Below are 22,094 nucleotides of genomic sequence, written 5' to 3'. Positions count from 1 at the left end.
CAGAGACACAGCCAGTGCCGGAAGAATCGGCCAGGACATCTCGACGCTATTTCCAGCCTGAAATACCGGAACCAGACCATTGTGGTCCTCATCCGTTTCACAGAAGACTTCCAACTGTATTCAATCCCTCCCATGAATAAGGATTTTTTCAATTAATTTTAATATTTGATCGATATCCTTCACAGACGGGATTTTTGTTCTAAACATTCCTGTGTCTGGATCAGATAGGTATTTCGTACAAAGCCGGTCTATTTTCCGGCTGTCATGGGAAGATATGTCATCTAGAGATTTTTTTCTGGCCGTTTCTGGATTTCATCATGCCGGAACGGGCCGTTCTTTCTGTTATACTGCCCATTGTTTAGCGACAGAAAGTCGCACACCTGAAGTTTTCGGTTTTTCTAATGGGCCTGATTGCACGTCACCTTTCAGCGTCCTGCTCCAGACACCTGCACCCGAACTCCGAATGGCCTCATACGCTTTTCACGGACAGGTCCAGATTTCTTCCCAACCCCACTGTTGTCCCAATGGCTACGCGGTCCTTCCGGATACCCGTGACCTGTCACCTGCCATTTTCGGTCAGATGACTGCATGGTCCTGTTAAGTAAGTCAGATCATCCAGTCATCTGACCGTCCCTATGGCTCCTGAGGTACTGAAATCATGACTTATACTGTCGGACATTATCTTGCCGAACGACTGACACAGATCGGCCTGAAGCATCATTTCGCCGTTGCCGGCGACTACAACCTCGTTCTGCTCGACCAGCTGATCGAACAGGGCGGCACGAAGCAAATTTATGACTGCAACGAACTGAACTGCAGCTTTGCAGCCGAAGGCTACGCCCGCGCCAACGGTGCCGCCGCAGCCGTAGTCACCTTCAGCGTCGGCGCCATCTCCGCCATGAACGGCCTCGGCGGCGCCTATGCCGAAAACCTTCCGATCCTCGTGATTTCAGGTGCTCCGAACTCCAACGATCACGGTTCGGGCCACATCTTGCACCACACGATCGGCGGGACGGAATACAGCTACCAGATGGAAATGGCGAAGCACGTCACCTGTGCAGCCGAAAGCATTACATCTGCTGAAGTCGCTCCAGACAAAATCGACCACGTCATCCGCACGATGCTGCGCGAGAAGAAGCCGGCCTATCTTGAAATCGCCTGCAACATCTCAGCCGCACCCTGCGTCCGTCCGGGTCCGGTCTCGTCCCTGCACGCCCATCCGCGTCCGGACGAAGCCAGCCTGAAGGCCGCTCTGGACGAGAGCCTGAGCTTCCTCAACAAGGCCAACAAGGTCGCCATCCTGGTCGGTACCAAGCTGCGCGCAGCCGAAGCCCTCAAAGAGACGGTCGAACTGGCTGACAAGCTCGGTTGCCCCGTCACCGTCATGGCCGCCGCAAAAAGCTACTTTCCCGAGACGCACCCCGGCTTCCGCGGCGTTTACTGGGGTTCTGTCAGCAGCCCTGGAGCACAGGAAATCATCGAAGGCGCCGACGCCGTGATTTCGCTAGCTCCAGTCTGGAACGATTATTCGTCTGAAGGTTGGACGAGCGTTATCAAAGGTGGCAAGGTTCTTGAAATCGATCCGGACCGCGTGACCGTCAACGGTAAAACCTTCGACGGCTTCCGCCTCAAGGAATTCGTCAAGGCCCTGACCGAGAAGGCTCCGAAGAAGTCCGCAGCCCTGACTAGCGAATACAAGCCCGTCATGCTACCAAAAGCTGACCCGTCCAAGCCGCTGTCCAACGACGAAATGACCCGCCAGATCAACGAACTGGTCGACGGCAACACCACCCTCTTCGCCGAGACCGGCGACTCATGGTTCAATGCCGTGCGTATGCACCTTCCCGAAGGTGCGAAGGTCGAGACGGAAATGCAGTGGGGTCACATCGGCTGGTCCGTTCCGTCCATGTTCGGCAACGCCACCGCTTCGCCGGAACGCAAGCACGTCCTCATGGTCGGCGACGGTTCGTTCCAACTCACCGCGCAGGAAGTGGCCCAGATGGTTCGTTACGAACTGCCGGTCATCATCTTCCTTGTAAACAACCACGGCTACGTTATCGAAATCGCCATTCATGACGGTCCGTACAATTACATCCAGAACTGGGACTACGCCGCTCTGATGCAGTGCTTCAACCAGGGCGTTCCCGGTAAAGAAAGCGGCAAATACGGTCTTGGCCTGCATGCCACGACGGGCGAAGAACTGGCTGAAGCCATCGCCAAAGCCAAAAAAAATACCCGTGGTCCAACTCTCATCGAGTGCAAGCTCGATCGTGCGGACTGCACCAAGGCACTGGTTCAGTGGGGCAAAACTGTTGCCGCCGCAAACTCCCGCAAACAGCAAAACGTCTGAACAAAGCGTCTGATCCTTCCCGGATCAGTCCCTGTTACACAGCCCCCCCGTGCCCGGCACGGGGGGTTTTTCCTTGAGCCGGCTCTCAGCTAGAAAATCAGAGCAGACGCGCAATCTTCATGAACAAAAACGTTACACTCATGAAGACGAAACAAACAATGCCCGCCTCCACGGTCCCCAGCGATCCCTGAGCCAGAAACATCCCGCCGGTATTCATGCCGAAGAACCCGGTTACAAATGTTGCGGGCAGCATCAACGTGGTCCCGACCGAGACGATATACAGCCGCCGGTTGGTCTCTTCCGCCTGATTGGACCCCAGCTCGTCCTGCAATGACCGCGCACGATCCTGAAGCGCGATCAGATCGTCCAGTGCTGCATGAACCTGGCGCTCGGCCCGGTCCCGCAATTCATCCTCGGCCCAATCCGGAAGATCCAGATCCTCGTCTTTCAGAACACGATCAATCGGCGTCACAACCCGACGCAATTCGGTCGCACGACGGCGCACCTTGCCCACGATACCACCCAGATGCCCCAGATCGGAGCGATGCTCGATCAGCAGAAGCACGTCCTCGGCCCTGTCCAGTTCGTCATCAAGATGTCCGAGCTGCCGACGCACGGTTCCCGTAAACTCCCGCAATGCCCGATCGATGATTCCCGCGGGCGTCCGTGGAATCTGATCCGGCCTGAGAGAGCGATAGGCCGCTCCCAGAACAGGAATGGGGTTACGTCGTGTCGTGATCAACAGATCCGGACGCATCGCAAACCGCCAGGCGCAGATATCCCGGTCCTCTTCGGACAAAGCATCATCGAACGCTGGCAGCGCGCCCCAGATTAGATCGCCGAATGCTTCCAGAGCGATTCCGTATTCTGTCTCTGCCAGCATGGCGCAGACGTCCTCGGGCAAATCAGGCAGATGCGCGACATATCCGCGCGCCGAACTGTGGACCGTATCGAAATGCAGCCAGTACCAGCCAGCATCCGAAACCGGACGTCCCGCCGCCAGAAGTGCTTCGACCTCGGCTGACCCAAGGGTACGCAGCTCCTGCCCCGGAACGGCATGAACAGCCCAGACAAGACCATTCGCAAAAGCAGGAGCGCCGGTCTCCTGATGTTCGGGATCCAGAACCGTGAAAGGGAAGTTGTAGGCAGTGCTCTCTGACACGACATCCTCCTGTTCTCAGGGGGTTCAGGACCGATAGGCGATTTTCACAGAAGAAATCCGAAAAAGGACTGGGAACAAGCCCTGTCCGGCTTCTCGCATGCCCGGTGAAGGGACGCAATATACCTGTCCGGACCAAAAATGTGAGGCCCGGTAGATGCAACTCCCACCCATTGGGGCTGTTACGGTTCTGTGACGCAATGAGTCAGCCCCTGACCTAGGGGGCTTCCCTCCGGAAAGGAATATTCATGTCCCTCCGCACTTCTTTTTTCGTTGCCAGCCTTATGCTCGGCACCGCAGCACTTGCGCCTTCCGCCATGGCGCAGGCCGTTAGTGCTCCCAGCAACGATCAGACACAGACCTCCACGTCAGCGATCCAGAAAGCCCAGAACTCCACGATCAGCCAGCCCAATAACGCTCTGCCGACCAATCCGCGCACGATCACGGAACAGCCTGACCAACCACCACCGAGTTCTCCGGGCACCATGACCAGAAGCACGAGCGAAACTGGGCCCGTGCCGCCAAACCAGAAAAACCCCCGTAAGCTCGATCGCCGGCACACCCATTCTCACAAAAAGGCGTCGATGCCTGCCGAAACATCCCCACAGACCACGGCACCCCAATAAGGCTAGGCATCCAGACTGACGGTAAGACTGAAAAGTCCTCTCGGGGGAAGCCGCGGACAGAGACCCGGTAAGGGCGCCCTTTGCGCAGCTTCCCCAAGCCTTTATACAGGCACCCATCCAAAGATGGGCAGCAAGGGCCATTTCATGACGACGCAGGATTACAAGGTTCGCGACATTACTCTGGCAGACTGGGGCCGCAAGGAAATCTCCATCGCCGAAGGCGAAATGCCGGGCCTGATGGCTCTTCGCGAAGAGTACAAGGATACACAGCCGCTCAAGGGCGCCCGCATTGCCGGCTGCCTGCACATGACCATCCAGACCGCCGTTCTGATCGAGACGCTGATCGACCTCGGCGCCACGGTCCGCTGGTCCTCATGCAACATCTTCTCCACGCAGGATCATGCCGCCGCCGCCATCGCAGCAGCGAACATCCCCGTCTTCGCCTGGAAGGGTCTGACGGAAGAAGAATTTAACTGGTGCATCGAGCAGACCATCCACGGTCCCGATGGCTGGACGCCGAACATGATCCTCGATGATGGTGGCGATCTCACCATCATGATGCACGACAAATACCCCGAAATGCTCAAGGACGTGCGCGGCATCTCCGAAGAGACAACAACGGGCGTGCATCGTCTGTGGGAAATGTCCAAGAAGGGCACGCTGAAGGTTCCGGCCATCAACGTGAACGACAGCGTCACGAAGTCCAAGTTCGACAATCTGTATGGGTGCCGTGAAAGCCTCGTGGACGCGATCCGTCGCGGCACGGACGTCATGATGGCGGGCAAGGTCGCCGTGGTTGCCGGTTACGGTGACGTGGGCAAGGGTTCCGCTGCTTCCCTGCGCAACGCAGGCTGCCGCGTGCTCGTGACAGAGGTCGATCCGATCTGCGCTCTTCAGGCCGCCATGGAAGGCTATGAAGTCGTCACGATGGAAAACGCAGCCCCGCGCGGCGACATCTTCGTCACCTGCACCGGCAACGTGGATATCATCACGATCGACCATGTGCGCGAGATGAAGGACCGTGCGATAGTCTGCAACATCGGTCACTTCGACAGCGAAATTCAAGTCGAAGCCCTGCGCAACTACCGCTGGAACAACATCAAGCCGCAGGTTGACGAAATCGAGCTGGCTCCGAACCGCCGCATCATCCTTCTGTCCGAAGGCCGTCTGGTGAACCTGGGCAACGCAACGGGCCACCCGTCCTTCGTGATGTCCGCATCCTTCACCAATCAGACCCTGGCGCAGATCGAACTGTGGACGGCAAAGCCCGGCCAGTACGAAGTCAAGGTCTACACCCTGCCGAAGTCGCTGGACGAGAAGGTCGCTGCCCTGCACCTTGCAAAGGTCGGTGCAGAACTTTCCAAAATGTCACAGAAACAGGCGGACTACATCGACGTTCCAGTCAACGGTCCGTTCAAGCACGAAGAATACCGCTACTAAGACGAGGCGGATCAGGAAGGGCGGAATCCCGGTTGCACCCTTCCGGATTTCCTTAACCAACAGGAGTTACACTCATGGGTCTTTTCAGCACGATCATGTCCAAGATCTTCGGACATGCAGAAGCCGCCACACCGTCCACCACAGCCGCTCCGGCTGAAGCCGCCACAGCTCCAGCAGCAGCAGCCCCGGCCGCAGCGCCCGTGGATGTGGACGCCGTCCTGTCCGGTCTGGCCGCAAATGCAGGCCAGCCGCTGAACTACAAGACTTCCATCGTGGACCTCCTGAAGCTGCTCGGCCTCGACAGCTCGCTCCAGTCCCGCAAGGAACTGGCCGGCGAACTGCATTATTCGGGCAGCACGGACGACACCGCAACGATGAACGTCTGGCTCATCAAGCAGGTCTATGCCGAGCTGGCCAAGAATGGTGGCAAGGTTCCGGCTGACTGGACGCACTAATCCGCGCCCCGTCCGCACGGACAATGTGAAAAAGCCCGACTGTCCACCAGTCGGGCTTTTTTTATGAAACTTCTGTATCAGAAAAGGATCAGATTATGTGGCTCAAGCGTCTATATCGAACACCTAATGGAAAATCCTCACTCTGACGTTCACATGCCGGCCCGGATAACGCCACCGCTCAAACGCTAGAACCGCATCCATCTGATCCTCAAACACCTATGATAGTCCGAGAATCACCGCCATACCTCCGTCGCAACACCACCTGGAAGATACGGCGCAGCTTTCTTCTACTCCAACACCACATCATCCGGCAGACAATGCGAAATACGCCGAGCTCCCTCGCACATTCCCGGCACCATCCGTGTCTACAACGCCTGTAATCCGCGCTGCACCTCCGCAATACGGGACATACAAACGCCTGCTCGGCCTGCGGCAGTAGCGACACGGCTCTACCCGCCGAATGCGGTTATGATCCACACCCCACGCCCTCCACAACGCCTTAACAGGACAATCAGGTGCCACGTCCTGCGCCTAGACCCGGATCTAATCGGAACAGTTTTGCAACGGACCTAAAGCCAGCTGCAGATAATACGACCGGACAGCCTGAACCTTTGCCCCCCCCAACATTGCCGCACCATGCGACATCATCTCGCCGGACGTTACGGACGACTCAGGCCAGTCGAACCCGGCTTTCACCTTTAAAACGGACGAAGAGGCAATCGGACTCCGGATCCCATGCAAGGACAGAAGTAAGATTTTTTCCAGAACGGCTCCGGACGGTCAGCCTCCACGTCAGTAAAGCGACGCATCACCATAATACCGGTTACCCGCAAATTCCTGATGGAACGGTTGTTAAAGACGTTGGAAATCTTAAGGTTCGACGTTATATCGCTCATAAAGCTCCCGATATTATGAATACGCCAGCTCGGGACCAGATTTATTATTATACTTACGTAGACTCTGTACTGGTTTTCAAACATAATACAACAAAATGAGCTGGTGGTGCTGCCCAAAATCCAGTAATGCCCAACATATTTCCCCATCTGAGAGAAATATATTCCTTTCACATTTTTATAAAGCAGACCGAACAATACCATTAAATCCGCCGTCGCCACATGAACGCTACTATGTTTATAGCTCACGTCATTCACATGGAAATTACCACAAAGCAAAAACCGCATCCAATAATATACTGCCCCTCGAGTTCAATCTCGCGATAAATCGCACCACCGCTATTCACATACGTCGAGGTCGCGCCAATGCTCTCGACACCAATCTGTTTGAAAATGATATAATGGGAGAAATCGGTGTAATTTCATCCAATGACAGCCTCCAGTTCTTGCCATGATAAACCGATCCAACTTGATAATTGAGAGTCGTTTCCGATTTTACATTTCCAACGAACCAAACCTGGAAAACCGACATCGGATGCGCAATCAAATTTTTCATAATACGTTAACTTATCGTAATAGGTGTCTGTCAGGATACACAATACCGACTGCCCCTCATCAGAATCTTTGTCGATTTATTTATCGCCACACTAAATCTCGTTATGAACAAGGAATATTTTACAAAAGTATTGATAATAATCCATTCCAAGGGTGAATATCGAACTCGCGATAGGACTGAACCATCGTGTTCAGATCGGGAATATCATAGTTGTAAGCCAACCCCACCTCGGAGAGAACCAAGATCGCGTTTTTGCTAAGCTCCAGTACATAGGTTTAGCGACGACCCTTCGGCACATCCGCCCATACATTGAACGGAATATCCATACAAAATATATACAACCCTAGTCGTAACGTATCTATATAATAACAAATTTAGTGTTCGCACATTCCCAGAAATATCACTAACATAGGTCGCCATTTTCTTCACGGCTAAATTATAGAACGTCACACTATTCGCACCTGTGCACGTCTAAATTACCATCCGTGCTTTCCTAGATAACCATACTCGAACCCGCTTAATAAAGCTGGTTTTCCATCGTCAGCCACGATGCAAAGCGCCGATTGAGGCTCACACAATCAAAATCGGACATGTTAGGTGCTGGAATTATATCTGTAATAACACTGTTTTGGACGGGTCATTTCACAGCCCGTAATTCTCGTCGTATTTCGCATATTCGGCAAGAGTCACCCCCGATGCCGTGTACTGCTTCCTTGTTGTATATCGTTTCGGGCGCAAGATCGATTACATTCTTAAACGTTAAATTACCTCACCGCTCGGTCGAATTGCTCAAATAGCCGTTCGACTCTTCATACTGGATGTCGAAAAACATACACCCAAACGCATCTTTCCACTGCCAACTTCTATGCCACCGGCACACGTGAAAACTCCCATAAATCCCCTACAGAGACACCTTTTTTTGATTAACTACGTCTCGGATATGAACTCCATGGCTTCACCGAACGTAGCATTTCTGAGTACAGAATCCGTTCCATATCCGATATTAATATGTGCTTCTTCCAAGAAATACAAAATGAATAGGGAGGATGTTGTACTGTCCCTCCTAAGAGCTCTTTTGGAAATTCAGGGATGAGCATTTCGACGTAGCATGAGGCTTCCCATGGCGATGTGGATCATGGCCTCTGCCACGTCGATACGCTGTTCGTAATCCCCCACCAGTCGGCGCCAGCGGATCATCCAGCCGAATGTCCGTTCAACGACCCATCGACGTGGCAGGACTTCAAATCCTTTTGTCGTATCTGAGCGCCGGATGATCTCGACCGTGAAGTCGTGAAAGGCGGCTTTGTCCATCAACTGCAGGTGGTCATAGGCCCCATCTGCGAAGAAATGCTTCACCCACGGCCAGCGTTGGCGGATAGCATCCAGGATCATCTGTCCACCCGCACTATCCGAAATATCGGCTGGTGTCAGCCTGACCAGAAGCAGTCGGCCATCGGTATCGACCGCGATATGACGCTTGCGACCAACGATCTTCTTGCCGGCGTCATAGCCACGGGTCTTTGCATGAGGAGCTTTGATACTCTGGCTATCGATAACGCCCCCAGATGGACTGGCCTCGCGTCCCGCGGCTTCACGATCGAGCATCAGGCAGACATCATGGATGGTTTGAAACAGGAAACGGCACATTAGCCTGCGGAACCACCAATAGACGGTCTTCCATGGACCAAAATGAACAGGCAGCATTTCCTAGCCACAACCTGAGCGGACGAGATAACGCAGCGCATTGATGATCTCACGAAAATCGGTTGCTCGTTTCCGGCCACGCCGGTTCAAAGGCTCAAAGGCTCAAAGGCTCGGCCTTACCAATTCCGGTGTCGTTATATTTTTTTGAATAACCACTCGGATAGAACCGGATAATATCGTCGATGCTGACGCGCGGAATGATATTGTTGCTCAGAAAGCTATACTGAATTTTCAATATCTTTCCCCTAATAACCAGCGATAATGTGACAGCTGCAATCCGCAAGACATGCCCCAGAACGGTCAGATTTTCCACGACAGGCATCGCCGTTTTTTATTTTTCGCTTTGTGCTCTTCATGCTGCTTTTATCTTAAATAAGAAATATCTGCGTAGGAGATTCCTCCCAACAACAAGGCATCAACGAAACACCCGGAAAACCGGATATGGTTGCGCATCTTGAATAGTATAGAGAATGTGCTCTAGTGAATATTATGCATTCCATACGAAAGAGTTTCACTTAGTAAAATCTCTTTATTATTTATTAATAAAATATTAATGATGGATGATTACGTTGATAATCAAGGTAACGGCCTTTTATCTGCTATCGGGTCAATCTTCGGTTCCGTCAGCGGCCCTGAATCGATCACCACCACCAGATCCCCGGCAATCTGTGTCGGCTGTCGGTTCTTCGGAAGTAGCGCCTGAAAACGTGGATCATAGCTCGCGGCCTGCTCATAAAGCGCATCGATCAGCCCGTAATGATCCATGAACTTGTTCATGGTCGCCGGAATCCGGATGCAGCCTTCAGAAGCCGGATGCCCTAGGCGCCATTCCAGGAACTGCGGATCCGTCGCATGGACTTCCAGCCGAATCTGCCCGGTTTCATGTCGCGGCAGCCAGCCCTTCATCGCCGTCTGCCATCCCATATCCCACACACGCGACCCCTTGGCGCCAATCCCACGGATTCCGTACTTATTCTTCGTGCCTTCCGCCCGGTAGCCCAGACGATCCGCCGTGTTCTGGAAAACCCCGGTCGGTGTAATATAGTAATATTTTCGTCCCGTCGTCCCGGTCGAAACCGGCGTACCTCCAAGAGATTCCCAGGGCGCATCCGGCAGCGCCAGCACATAATCCAGATGCTGGATCTTCTCGTTACGGTCCACGACCATGACAAGCTGCGGCCGCGCAATCGGCATGTTCGCCTGCGTCACCTCGTCCTTCGCAAGCGTCAGGAACGCCCGACGGCGTTCGGGCGTGTATGTGCTGAACCCTTTAACGGTATGCTTCATCAGCACCGCCAAGCGTGACGCCTCTTCTCGCGCTACCTCGTCGGATACAACCGGCAGATCCGGAATATCCAGAGCTAGTGGCGCCAAATTGGGCCGCGGTGGCGTATCGGTCGGCGGATTACTAGCGGGTGGTGGGACCGACGCTCCCAGAGAGGAAGTCGTATCCGGCTGATGAGTCGATATTTCCGGACTTGCGCCATCCGGCCGTGCACAGGCCGCTAGCGGTGTCATGCCCAGAACCATCACTGTAGACGCACATAGCAGGGCAGCAAACCGCGTCAGTCTGGAAACATCACGCATCTTCAGGGCACCATCCTCGGGTTCGGAACAACAGACAGAACGCGAGGGAACAGAGACCTGTCCGGCGTTCGGCATGACTGGAACGTCTTCAACGCACCAGCCACGCAAAAGGCGTCACAGATCCAGAAGTAGACGCCTCGGATCTTCCACAAGTTGCTTGATCCGGACGAGGAAGCTCACCGCTTCCCGCCCGTCCACGATCCGATGATCGTAAGACAGCGCAACATACATCATCGGCCGGATCACGATCTGCCCATCCCGCACGACCGGACGATCCTGAATGGCATGCATCCCCAAAATGCCCGACTGCGGCGTATTCAGGATCGGCGTGGAGAGCAGCGATCCAAAAATCCCACCATTCGTGATGGAGAACGTCCCGTGCGACAGTTCCTCCAGCTTCAGACCGCCCGTCCGCGCCCGCTTGCCGTAATCGGCGATGCGACGCTCCAGCTCGGCAAAGCTCATCTGATCGGCATCATGCAGCACCGGCACCACCAGCCCGCGCTCCGTGCCCACCGCAATGCCCAGATTGACGAACTCGCGATAAACGATCTCATCGCCTTCGATCTGCGCATTGATCGCCGGATAATCCTTCAGCGCACCCACCACGGCCCGCGCGAAAAAGGACATGAAGCCCAGACGCGCGCCGTCATGCTTCTTTTCGAACTCGTCCTTGTATTCCGCCCGCAGCGCCTTGGCGGCGGACATGTCGATCTCGTTGAACGTCGTCAGAATGGCCGCCGTGTTCTGCGCCGCCTTCAGATTCCGCGCGATCGTCTGACGCAGACGACTCATGGGGACCCGACGCTCCCGCGCCTCATGCGAAGACAGCTTGGGGGCCGGTGCGAGAGAAATGGGCTTCGGCGCTTCCGGAGCGGGAGGCGTGACGCGCGCAAGGGATGCGACAGGTTCCGGAACCGGCGGCGCAGCAGGAGCCTCAGCCACAGGAGCGCGTGCAGCAGCAGCCGGTGCCTCCGCCGTCTCGTCCACCGCCCCCAACAGACCGCCGATTTCGACTTCCGTGCCCACCGCCACACAGTCTTCCAGACGCCCGGCGGACGGCGCGGTCACTTCAACGCTGACCTTGTCCGTCTCCAGCTCCACGATGGTCTCGTCATGCTGCACATAGTCGCCGGAGTTTTTAAGCCACCGCGCGACAGTCGCAGTCGTCAGGCTTTCTCCAAGCGCCGGAACCCTGATTTCGACAGTCATGCTGCTTCCCTGTCTTGCGTCCCGCCGCGAAGCGGGGAAATGTCTGTGCCGTACCCGGCACTCTGTCCGGAAAAGGTTAAGAATGCAGAATACTGCATCTTCGTTCCCAGTGGGAGGCGGAACCCTCCCCGTCGCCGGACTTTGAAACCAAAACACAGGAGGCCGCAATGTCCCACCCGCCCGACCGTCCTGAAATTCTGGACTCCGACCATCTTTCCACCCGTACCCGCGAGATCCTGACATCGCGGCTTTCGGTCTCCACCGCACAGCCGCGCACCCTGTCGCTCCGGGCCTATGCCGCCCTCGACGCGCTGCTGCCCGTCCTGCTCCCGCTGGACGAAATCCTACCTCCCGCCACCGACATTGCCATGACAGCCCGGATCGACGCCGCGCTCTCCGGCCCGCGTGACGGCTGGCGTTTCGCGGACCTCCCGCCCGATGCCGAAGCCTGGGAATCCGCTCTCCTGACCCTCGACGACGTCGCGGCCGAACAGCACGGACTCGCCTTCATCCACCTGGCCCCGGACCTGCGCGGCGCCCTGCTCGACGCCGTCATGGAGGGTCAGATTGGTCTCGAGCGCGAAGGCCGGCTTACGGCATCCCAGATGAAACGCTGGTCCGGAGACCTGCGTGGCGAGGTCGTAGACTGCATCATGAGTGACCCGCGCATCCAACAGGCACTCGGCATTTCCTCCAGCCTCACCGGCGGCGACACGGTCTTTCAGGGCTTTACAAAGGTCGGCTCCGACAGCCGCGAAGACTTCGAACCCAAAGCCACCGCCCCCCTTCTCCAGATGGCAGAATCCAGCGAATGAGCAGCAGCACCCTCATGAAAACATTCGCCAAAACGGACATCGTCGATACCCTCATCATCGGCAGCGGTGCCGGTGGCGCGCCCCTGGCCGCAGAACTCGCCCGCAACGGCAAAACCGTCGTCGTGCTCGAAGCCGGCCCCGCCTTCCCCGCCACGGGACACACGCCTGACGAAATAGCCGCCCGCGAACTATACTGGCTGCACGAACGCCTCTCCGCAGGCACAAACCCGCAGGCTTTCGGCGGCAACAACAGCGGCACCGGCCTTGGCGGCTCCCTGCTTCATTACGGCGCCTTCATGCCGCGCATGGACGCCCGCGACTTCCACCTGCACACCGAAACCGGCAAGGGCGTGGACTGGCCCTTCGGCCTGGACGAACTGCTCCCCTATATCGAGCGCGTAGAATCCTTTATCGGCGTCTCCGGCCCCGCCCATTATCCGTGGGACCCAGAGCGTCGCTACGCCTACGCGCCCCCGCCGGCCAACTCCGCCGCGCTGAAAATGCGTGAAGGCTGTGACGCGCTCGGCCTGCGCCACGCAGACGGCCCCGCCGCCCTCATCACCCGCGATATCGAACAGCCACATTTCGGCACCCGCCATGCCTGCGCCAACTGTGGGGCCTGCCATCAGGGCTGCCGCAATGGCGCCAAATCGGGCACGGACAACACATGGCTCCCCATGGCCGTCGCCTATGGCGCGGAACTCCGCCCGGGCTGCTTCGCCCATACGATCGAACGCGACAGTTCAGGCCGCGTGACCGGCGTGGTCTATCGCCAGAACGGCGTCGAACACCGTCAGAAATGCGCGACCCTCGTCCTCGCCGCCGGTGCCGTCGAAACCCCGCGCCTGCTCTTGACCAATGGTCTTGCCAACAGCTCCGGTCAGGTCGGCCAGAACTACATGACCCATGTCTCCACCCAGGTCTGGGGCGAGTTCGACGAAGACATCCGCCCCAATCGCGGCTACCCGTCCCTGACCATCACCGAAGACATGATGCGCCCAAAGGATGCGGATTTCGTCGGCGGCTACCTCGTGCAATCGCTAGGCATGATGCCCGCAACCTGGGGCCAGAACCTCGCCCGCAGCACCACGACACGCGGTCCGGCCTTCGCCCGCGCGCTCGCCGGATATAACCGCTCAGCAGGCATGGGCATCAACGGCGAATGTCTGCCCCGCCCCGAAAACCGCGTGACGCTTTCGGACGAGAAGGACGCCTTCGGCATCCCCAAGCCCCTGATCGAACATTCCTATGGTCCCAATGAATGGGCCATGCATCATCACGCCGCGCGCCTGATGACACAGATGTGGGAAACCGTCGGTGCAAAGGACATCCGCGTCATCGACCGCGCTGCCCACATGATCGGCACCTGTCGCATGGGCGCCGATGCCGGAAGCAATGTCGTCAATCCGGTCGGCCGTAGTTTCGATATCGACAATCTGTGGGTCTCCGACCACTCAATCTTCCCCAGCGCCGCCGCCGCCAACCCGGCTCTGGCCATCATGGCCCTCTCCCTCCGCACAGCAGAAGCCATGCTGAGGACCTGACCTAAAAGAAATTGACATAGATCAAAGTGATCCGGAGCCTGTGCAGGAGTCTTGACACCGCTTCGCGCGCTCCGGTAAGCGATGGACGACTTTCCGGTGGCGTCCTGTCACCCGGTCTCCCTTTCCTTACGGATGCTTCCTGCTTCCCCCGTCCTGCGAAATCCTCACAGATAACCGCCTGACACAAGCAGTTCCCGTTCAGTAGCTCCGCCTTCTGTACGGTCGCGCATCCCTTCCCCTATCAGGTCTGCCACTACCGGCACATCAAGGCGCGTCTTTCATGCATCTTGCCGAACTCAAGAAAAAATCCCCAGCCGACCTTCTGGATTACGCAGAGGAACTGGAGATCGAGAACGTCTCGTCCATGCGCAAGCAGGACATCATGTTCGCCATCCTCAAGACCCTCGCCGAACGCGATCAGGCGATCTACGGCGAAGGCACGCTCGAAATCCTGCCAGACGGCTTCGGTTTCCTGCGCAGCCCGGAAGCCAACTACCTTCCCGGCCCCGACGACATCTACATCTCCCCCACGCAGGTCCGCCGCTTCGGCCTGCGCCCGGGCGACACGGTTGAAGGCCAGATCCGCGCCCCGCGCGACGGCGAGCGCTATTTTGCGCTGCTGAAGGTCAACACCATCAATTTTGAGGCCCCGGAAACCGTCCGGACCCGCATCAACTTCGACAACCTCACGCCGCTCTACCCCGAGCGTCGCCTGAAGATGGAAGTCGAACAGTCCGAACCCGCCGTCACGGAATCCTCTCCGCGCGGCCGGGGCAAAAAAGACCAGCGCGACTACACCCCACGCGTAATCGATCTCGTGACGCCGATCGGCATGGGCCAGCGCGCCCTGATCGTCGCGCCACCCCGCACCGGCAAGACCGTGATGCTCCAGAGCATCGCCGCCTCCATCTCCGCCAACCACCCCGAAGTGTTCCTGATCGTCCTGCTGATCGACGAACGCCCGGAAGAAGTGACGGACATGGCCCGCTCGGTCCGCGGCGAGGTCGTTTCCTCCACCTTCGACGAACCGGCGACCCGCCACGTCCAGGTGACGGAAATGGTGCTGGAAAAGGCCAAGCGCCTGGTCGAGCACAAACGCGACGTGGTCATCCTGCTGGACTCCATCACCCGTCTCGCCCGCGCCTACAACACCGTCGTCCCCTCCTCGGGCAAAGTGCTGACCGGCGGCGTGGACGCCAACGCCCTGCAGCGCCCCAAGCGTTTCTTCGGCGCCGCGCGTAACATCGAGGAAGGCGGCTCGCTGACGATCATCGCAACCGCCCTGATCGACACGGGCTCGCGCATGGACGAAGTCATCTTCGAAGAGTTCAAGGGCACCGGTAACGCCGAACTCATTCTGGACCGCAAGCTGGCCGACAAGCGCACCTTCCCCGCCATCGACATCACCAAGTCGGGCACACGTAAGGAAGAACTGCTGGTCGATCGCGCCGAACTGTCCAAGATGTGGGTTCTGCGCCGCATCCTTGCCCCTATGGGCACGATGGACGCCATGGACTTCCTGCTGGACAAGCTCAAGTACAGCAAATCCAATCAGGACTTCTTCGACGCCATGAACAACTGATCCCGGATCAGCATGGCCGACAGAAAAAGGGGAGCTCCGGCTCCCCTTTTTTGTTGTCCAATCTATCGAAATGACGGGAAAGCCTGTCTGTTACAGCACGCCTTCCAGATGCATCATCGCATGCTTGTCCGCGATGCCTCCCAGTCCCGAATATCCGCCAAGCCCCGCCCGCCCGACAACACGGTGACAGGGGATCAAGATCGGAATCGGATTCGCCCCAACCGCTCCGCCAACCGACCGCGCAGACCCACCGACCTCGGCCGCGATATCCGCGTAAGTCCGGGTCTTGCCATAGGGAATCCGCCGCAGCGCATCCCAGACCTTCTGGCGGTACGGAGTCCCGTAGGGGCGATAGGGTAGCGTGTCGAAGTCGACCGATTCCCCGTCAAAATAGCGCTCCAGAAGATCGCGAGCCTTCAGAAGGAGTGGAGTCTCCTCCTGATCGCGTCCCCAACCCCAGTCGAGAGCGACAATCTCGCCTTCGTCTTCACTAATGGTAAGGGCCCCGAAAGGTGAGTGGCAGGATAGCTGTGGCATGAACAACACGGTGCCCGAGTGGCTCAAAACCGTCAATCCGGCGAAACTGCATCATACCGAGACTTTTTAGCCATGCGTTATACGCATATCGACATATGAAAATATACCAAAAACACATATGGCACCGCTTATGTAGGCTTTCCAGCAATGTTCTGTAATGTGTTGGAAAACTGCCATTTTTCGTATCGAAAATGCCATACTAGGTTTTCCGAAACGCGAGTGTAATCATTTGGTGAAGCCTGTCACAGGCACTTCATCCCTCTCCTGCACAACTTCCTCACGGAAACGTCAGAAGCCGTGTTTGTCTTAGGTAATAAAATAGGGGCAGTAAGTTCTCATGCTGCGGGTGTCCGGTACTAATTGTCGGCTTGAGGGGACAGGGATTTCCATCCTCACCTTTCAAGACTTCACGGGTCCAGAATATCACAGCGGAAACAGTCTTTACAAAAAGGACAGTTGGATCATGACTTCTGGTCTACTGACGCCGATCAAGGTTACGAAAAAGCGCCTCCTCAGCTGCGCCGCCGCACTGGCGTTCTCGGCAGCTGTGCCCGTCGCTTTCGCACAGGAAGATACCGGCGCAGCAATCACAAGCGCCGATAATGGCGGCCATGCCGGGGACTGGATGTCTTATGGCCGTTCCTATTCCGAGCAGCGTTACAGCCCGCTCGACCAGATCAACACGGACAACGTCGGCAAGCTGAAGCTCGCCTGGCACTATGATCTGGACACGAACCGCGGCCAGGAAGGCACTCCCCTGATCGTCAATGGCGTCATGTACGCCACGACCAACTGGAGCAAGATGAAGGCGCTGGATGCAGCGACCGGCAAGCTCCTGTGGTCCTACGATCCGAAGGTTCCGGGCAACATCGCTGACCGTGGCTGCTGTGACACGGTCAGCCGTGGTGCCGCCTACTGGAACGGCAAGGTTTATTTCGGCACGTTCGACGGCCGTCTAATCGCGCTCGACGCCAAGACCGGCAAGCTGGTCTGGAGCGTCTACACGATCCCCAAGGAGGCCCAACTCGGCCACCAGCGCTCCTACACGGTTGACGGTGCTCCCCGTATCGCCAAAGGCAAAGTCCTGATCGGCAACGGTGGTGCAGAATTCGGTGCCCGTGGCTTCGTCTCTGCCTTCGACGCAGAAACCGGCAAGCTCGACTGGCGCTTCTTCACTGTTCCGAACCCCGAGAACAAGCCTGACGGCGCAGCCTCCGACGACATCCTAATGTCCAAGGCTTACCCGACCTGGGGCAAGAACGGTGCCTGGAAGCAGCAGGGCGGCGGCGGTACCGTCTGGGATTCGCTCGTCTATGACCCGGTGACGGACCTCGTCTATCTGGCCGTCGGCAACGGTTCGCCTTGGAACTACAAGTTCCGTTCCGAAGGCAAGGGCGACAACCTCTTCCTCGGCAGCATTGTCGCGATCAATCCTGATACCGGCAAGTACGTCTGGCATTTCCAGGAAACGCCGATGGACCAGTGGGATTACACTTCGGTCCAGCAGATCATGACGCTCGACATGCCGGTCAACGGCGAAATGCGCCATGTGATCGTTCATGCTCCGAAGAACGGCTTCTTCTACATCATCGATGCCAAGACGGGTAAGTTCATCACCGGCAAGCCCTACACCTACGAGAACTGGGCCAACGGTCTGGATCCTGTTACGGGTCGTCCGAACTACGTGCCTGATGCTCTGTGGACGCTGACAGGCAAGCCCTGGCTCGGCCTTCCGGGCGAGCTGGGTGGCCATAACTTCGCCGCCATGGCCTACAGCCCGAAGACGAAGCTGGTCTACATCCCGGCACAGCAGATCCCGCTCCTGTACGATGGCCAGAAAGGCGGCTTCAAGGCGTATCATGACGCCTGGAACCTCGGCCTCGACATGAACAAGATCGGCCTCTTCGACGACAAAGATCCAGCACACGTCGCCGCCAAGCAGGACTTCCTGAAGGTTCTCAAGGGCTGGACGCTGGCCTGGGATCCCGTGAAAATGGCACCGGCCTTCACGATCAACCACAAGGGTCCGTGGAACGGTGGTATCGTTGCCACGGCCGGTAACGTGATCTTCCAGGGTCTGGCGAACGGCGAATTCCACGCCTACGACGCCACGAACGGCAACGATCTCTATTCCTTCCCCGCACAGAGCGCGATCATCGCTCCGCCAGTAACCTATATGGCCAACGGCAAGCAGTATGTCGCAGTTGAAGTGGGCTGGGGCGGCATCTATCCGTTCCTGTACGGCGGCGTTGCCCGCACTTCAGGCTGGACGGTCAACCACTCCCGCGTGATCGCCTTCTCGCTCGACGGCAAGGACAACCTGCCTGCGAAGAACGAACTGGGCTTCACCCCGGTCAAGCCGGTTCCGACCTATGACGAAGCCCGTCAGAAGAACGGATACTTCCTGTATCAGACGTTCTGCTCGGCCTGCCATGGCGACAACGGAATCTCCGGTGGCGTTCTTCCTGACCTCCGCTGGTCCGGCGCGCCGCGCGGCAAGGAAAGCTTCTACAAGCTCGTTGGTCGCGGTGCTCTGACAGCCTACGGCATGGACCGCTTCGATACGTCCCTGACGCCTGACCAGATCGAGGACATCCGCAACTTCATCGTGAAGCGTGCAAACGAATCCTATGATGAGGAAGTCAAGGCACGTCAGAACTCAACAGGCGTTCCGAACGATCAGTTCCTGAATGTCCCGCAGTCCACGGCCGATATCCCGACCGCGGATCACCCCTGAGGCAGCGGTTTGCATAAGGAACACGTGACATGCTGAACGCATTAACTCGGGACAGGCTGGTATCTGAGATGAAACAGGGATGGAAACTCGCGGCCGCTATCGGCCTCATGGCGGTGTCTTTCGGCGCCGCCCATGCCCAGGACGCCGATGACGCCCTGATCAAACGTGGCGAATACGTCGCCCGCCTGTCGGACTGTATCGCCTGCCATACGGCCCTGCACGGACAGCCCTATGCAGGCGGTCTGGAGATCAAGAGCCCGATCGGCACGATCTATTCGACCAACATCACGCCGGATCCGGAATACGGTATCGGCAACTACACCCTGGAGGACTTCACGAAGGCCCTCCGCAAAGGCATCCGCAAGGATGGTGCAACGGTCTATCCGGCCATGCCCTATCCTGAATTCGCACGTCTGTCCGATGACGACATTCGCGCGATGTATGCCTTCTTCATGCACGGCGTGAAGCCGGTCGCCCAGCAGAACAAGGCTCCGGATATCAGCTGGCCTCTGTCTATGCGCTGGCCGCTGGCCATCTGGCGCGCCATGTTCGTCCCCAGCATGACACCAGGCGTGGACAAGAGCATCAGTGATCCGGAAGTCGCTCGCGGCGAATACCTCGTCGACGGCCCGGGCCATTGCGGCGAATGCCACACGCCCCGCGGTTTCGGAATGCAGGTCAAGGCCTACGGTACGGCTGGCGGCAACGCCTATCTGTCCGGTGGTGCTCCGATCGACAACTGGATCGCGCCGAGCCTTCGCAGCAACAGCGACACGGGTCTGGGTCGCTGGTCTGAAGATGACATCGTCACCTTCCTCAAGAGCGGCCGCATCGACCACTCCGCCGTCTTCGGTGGCATGGCCGACGTGGTGGCCTACAGCACGCAGCACTGGTCGGACGACGATCTGCGCGCCACAGCCAAGTACCTCAAGAGCATGCCGGCCGTACCGGAAGGCAAGAACCTCGGTCAGGATGACGGCCAGACGGTCGCTCTGCTGAACAAGGGTGGTCAGGGCAACGCCGGTGCGGAAGTCTATCTGCACAACTGCGCCATCTGCCACATGAACGATGGTTCTGGCGTCAACCGCATGTTCCCGCCGCTGGCAGGCAACCCGGTCGTCATTACCGACGATCCGACGTCGCTCGCCAATGTCGTGGCCTTCGGTGGCATCCTTCCCCCGACCAACAGCGCACCGTCCGCTGTTGCCATGCCCGGGTTCAAGAATCACCTCTCCGACCAGCAGATGGCCGATGTCGTGAACTTCATGCGCAAGGGCTGGGGTAACAACGCACCAGGCACAGTGTCTGCTGCCGATATCCAGAAACTGCGTACGACAGGCGCTCCGGTCTCCACAGCTGGCTGGAACGTCTCCAGCCAGGGCTGGATGGCCTATGTGCCGCAGCCTTACGGCGCAGGCTGGACCTTCTCCCCGCAGACCCACACCGGCGTGGACGACGCACAGTAAGCGTCCCCACCCCTGTCAGTCTGAAAGAAAGGGCGGATCGGAAACGGTCCGCCTTTTTTCGTACCTGCGCGCAGGGCATTTCACTATGGAGCCACCTGCACTACATAGAAACCTATGACGCGCTCATCCCTTCCGGACGTCCCTGACAATACGCCACAGGTCATTTTTGCCCTAGCCACAGGTCCCTCCCGTGCTGCCATCGCGATCATTCGCGCCAGCGGTCCAGGCTGTGATACGATCCTGAAGACGCTCTGTAACGGACGCTTGCCCGAACCACGGCGCGCCAGCCTGCGCACCCTGCGCAAGAGCGAAGACGTGCTCGATCATGCCGTCGCCCTCTGGCTCCCCGGCCCCAACTCCTACACCGGGGAAGACGGCTTCGAGCTGCACCTCCATGCTGGCCCCGCCATCATCGCCCGCGTAGCCGACGCCCTCACCGATCTAGGAGCCCGCCCCGCCGAACCCGGCGAATTCACACGCCGCGCCGTGCAGAAAGGAAGACTGGATCTCCTTCAGGCCGAAGCCATTGCCGACCTCGTGGACGCTGAAACCGAAAGCCAGCGCAAACAGGCCCTCCGCCAGGCCGACGGCGCCCTGAGCCGCCTGTACGACGACTGGGCACAGCGCCTGCGTCTCGTCCTTGCCCATCAGGAAGCCTTGATTGACTTCCCGGACGAAGACCTTCCACAGGACGTGGAAGACGGACTGGTCGAGGAACTCTCGAAGCTCCAGACCGAAATGTCCGCCCATCTTCAGGACAATCGCGGAGAACTCATGCGCCAGGGCCTGACCGTGGTGATCGCAGGCTCGCCCAATGTCGGAAAATCCAGCCTTCTCAATACGTTATCCGGAACCGACTCTGCTATCGTCACTCATCGCGCAGGCACCACACGGGACGCCATAGCAATAGACTGGACTCTGGACGGCGTCCGCCTGCGTCTGATCGACACGGCAGGCCTGCGCGAGACGGAAGACGAAATCGAGGCCGAAGGCATCCGCCGCGCGCTGTTTCACGTGAAACAGGCGGACGTGCTTCTCCACCTGATCGGCCCGGATGAAAGCCTCGACACCCTTTCCGGACAGGAAATTCCCATCCGGACGAAAATCGACATCGCACCAGCCCCGCCCGGCATGTTAGGGATCAGCACGCAGTCCGGCGAAGGACTTGATGCGCTGCGTCAGGTCCTGTCCGAACGGGTGTCCGAACTCATGGCCGGTTCAACCTCGCCTCCGCTGACCCGCGCCAGACACCGCGCCGGAATCCAGGAGGCCGCAACCCATCTGGATCAGGCCCGGACCGCGACATGGCCGGAACTGCGGGGCGAAGAACTCCGGCTGTCCATGCTGGCTCTGGGGCGTCTGACCGGACGTGTTGATATTGAATCCCTGCTCGATGCGATTTTCGGGCAGTTCTGTATCGGGAAGTAGGTT

15 protein-coding genes and 1 pseudogene are annotated in these 22,094 nt (G+C 57.9%); 10 read left to right on the top strand and 6 right to left on the bottom strand.

The window, feature by feature from the left end:
• Positions 1–658: 658 nt before the first annotated feature.
• Positions 659–2,350, top strand: a complete 1,692-nt coding sequence (locus IGS75_RS06065; protein WP_202257922.1) for an alpha-keto acid decarboxylase family protein — start codon at positions 659–661, stop codon at positions 2,348–2,350.
• A 97-nt stretch (positions 2,351–2,447) separates the two neighbouring features.
• Here IGS75_RS06065 and IGS75_RS06060 read toward each other — a convergent pair whose 3' ends face one another.
• Complete coding sequence (locus IGS75_RS06060; protein WP_202257921.1) at positions 2,448–3,512, bottom strand: transporter; 1,065 nt, start codon at positions 3,510–3,512, stop codon at positions 2,448–2,450.
• 245 nt (positions 3,513–3,757) lie between these two features.
• Between IGS75_RS06060 and IGS75_RS06055 the strand changes: the two genes are divergently transcribed.
• The 3 genes from IGS75_RS06055 to IGS75_RS06045 all read left to right on the top strand — a co-directional run bounded on the left by IGS75_RS06055 (position 3,758) and on the right by IGS75_RS06045 (position 6,030).
• Complete coding sequence (locus tag IGS75_RS06055) at positions 3,758–4,135, top strand: hypothetical protein (RefSeq protein ID WP_202257920.1); 378 nt, start codon at positions 3,758–3,760, stop codon at positions 4,133–4,135.
• Between the two features lie 144 nt (positions 4,136–4,279).
• On the top strand, positions 4,280–5,575 hold the full coding sequence (gene ahcY, locus IGS75_RS06050) for an adenosylhomocysteinase (RefSeq protein ID WP_062107190.1): 1,296 nt from the start codon (positions 4,280–4,282) through the stop codon (positions 5,573–5,575).
• Between the two features lie 74 nt (positions 5,576–5,649).
• Positions 5,650–6,030: a DUF3597 domain-containing protein gene (locus IGS75_RS06045; RefSeq protein WP_202257919.1), complete on the top strand. Its 381-nt coding sequence runs from the start codon at positions 5,650–5,652 to the stop codon at positions 6,028–6,030.
• Positions 6,031–8,562: 2,532 nt separating this feature from the next.
• On the opposite strand, the pseudogene IGS75_RS06040 reads toward IGS75_RS06045, so the two are convergent.
• The 4 genes and pseudogenes from IGS75_RS06040 to sucB form a co-directional block, all read right to left on the bottom strand.
• Positions 8,563–9,267, bottom strand: a pseudogene (locus IGS75_RS06040) (IS5 family transposase); the annotation flags it as partial.
• Positions 9,268–9,277: 10 nt separating this feature from the next.
• The gene (locus tag IGS75_RS06035) at positions 9,278–9,496 is read right to left on the bottom strand and encodes a hypothetical protein (protein WP_141352796.1); all 219 of its coding nucleotides are present in this window, start codon (positions 9,494–9,496) and stop codon (positions 9,278–9,280) included.
• A 263-nt stretch (positions 9,497–9,759) separates the two neighbouring features.
• The gene (locus IGS75_RS06030) at positions 9,760–10,770 is read right to left on the bottom strand and encodes a L,D-transpeptidase (protein ID WP_141352798.1); all 1,011 of its coding nucleotides are present in this window, start codon (positions 10,768–10,770) and stop codon (positions 9,760–9,762) included.
• A gap of 114 nt (positions 10,771–10,884) precedes the next feature.
• Positions 10,885–11,982 carry a dihydrolipoyllysine-residue succinyltransferase gene (gene sucB, locus IGS75_RS06025; RefSeq protein WP_141352799.1) on the bottom strand — a complete coding sequence of 366 codons (1,098 nt, stop codon included), beginning with the start codon at positions 11,980–11,982 and terminating at the stop codon, positions 10,885–10,887.
• A gap of 167 nt (positions 11,983–12,149) precedes the next feature.
• Between sucB and IGS75_RS06020 the strand changes: the two genes are divergently transcribed.
• The 3 genes from IGS75_RS06020 to rho all read left to right on the top strand — a co-directional run bounded on the left by IGS75_RS06020 (position 12,150) and on the right by rho (position 15,923).
• Positions 12,150–12,797: a gluconate 2-dehydrogenase subunit 3 family protein gene (locus IGS75_RS06020; RefSeq protein ID WP_141352801.1), complete on the top strand. Its 648-nt coding sequence runs from the start codon at positions 12,150–12,152 to the stop codon at positions 12,795–12,797.
• 14 nt (positions 12,798–12,811) lie between these two features.
• The gene (locus IGS75_RS06015) at positions 12,812–14,341 is read left to right on the top strand and encodes a GMC family oxidoreductase (RefSeq protein ID WP_141352870.1); all 1,530 of its coding nucleotides are present in this window, start codon (positions 12,812–12,814) and stop codon (positions 14,339–14,341) included.
• Between the two features lie 280 nt (positions 14,342–14,621).
• Positions 14,622–15,923, top strand: a complete 1,302-nt coding sequence (rho, locus tag IGS75_RS06010) for a transcription termination factor Rho (RefSeq protein WP_141352803.1) — start codon at positions 14,622–14,624, stop codon at positions 15,921–15,923.
• Between the two features lie 90 nt (positions 15,924–16,013).
• Here rho and IGS75_RS06005 read toward each other — a convergent pair whose 3' ends face one another.
• Positions 16,014–16,460 (bottom strand): methylated-DNA--[protein]-cysteine S-methyltransferase, encoded by a 447-nt coding sequence (locus IGS75_RS06005; RefSeq protein ID WP_202257918.1) that lies wholly within the window; start codon positions 16,458–16,460, stop codon positions 16,014–16,016.
• A 463-nt stretch (positions 16,461–16,923) separates the two neighbouring features.
• Between IGS75_RS06005 and IGS75_RS06000 the strand changes: the two genes are divergently transcribed.
• The 3 genes from IGS75_RS06000 (at position 16,924) to mnmE (ending at position 22,091) form a co-directional block, all read left to right on the top strand.
• Positions 16,924–19,197, top strand: a complete 2,274-nt coding sequence (locus tag IGS75_RS06000) for a PQQ-dependent dehydrogenase, methanol/ethanol family (RefSeq protein ID WP_141352807.1) — start codon at positions 16,924–16,926, stop codon at positions 19,195–19,197.
• Between the two features lie 29 nt (positions 19,198–19,226).
• Complete coding sequence (locus IGS75_RS05995) at positions 19,227–20,663, top strand: c-type cytochrome (RefSeq protein ID WP_202257917.1); 1,437 nt, start codon at positions 19,227–19,229, stop codon at positions 20,661–20,663.
• A gap of 114 nt (positions 20,664–20,777) precedes the next feature.
• Positions 20,778–22,091 carry a tRNA uridine-5-carboxymethylaminomethyl(34) synthesis GTPase MnmE gene (gene mnmE, locus IGS75_RS05990; protein WP_202257916.1) on the top strand — a complete coding sequence of 438 codons (1,314 nt, stop codon included), beginning with the start codon at positions 20,778–20,780 and terminating at the stop codon, positions 22,089–22,091.
• Positions 22,092–22,094: the final 3 nt, after the last annotated feature.

The organism is Gluconobacter sphaericus (assembly GCF_016757795.1).
Classification (GTDB): Bacteria; Pseudomonadota; Alphaproteobacteria; order Acetobacterales; family Acetobacteraceae; genus Gluconobacter; species Gluconobacter sphaericus.
Note: the sequence above shows the minus strand (reverse complement) of the source record. Positions and strands in the feature narration are given on the sequence as shown.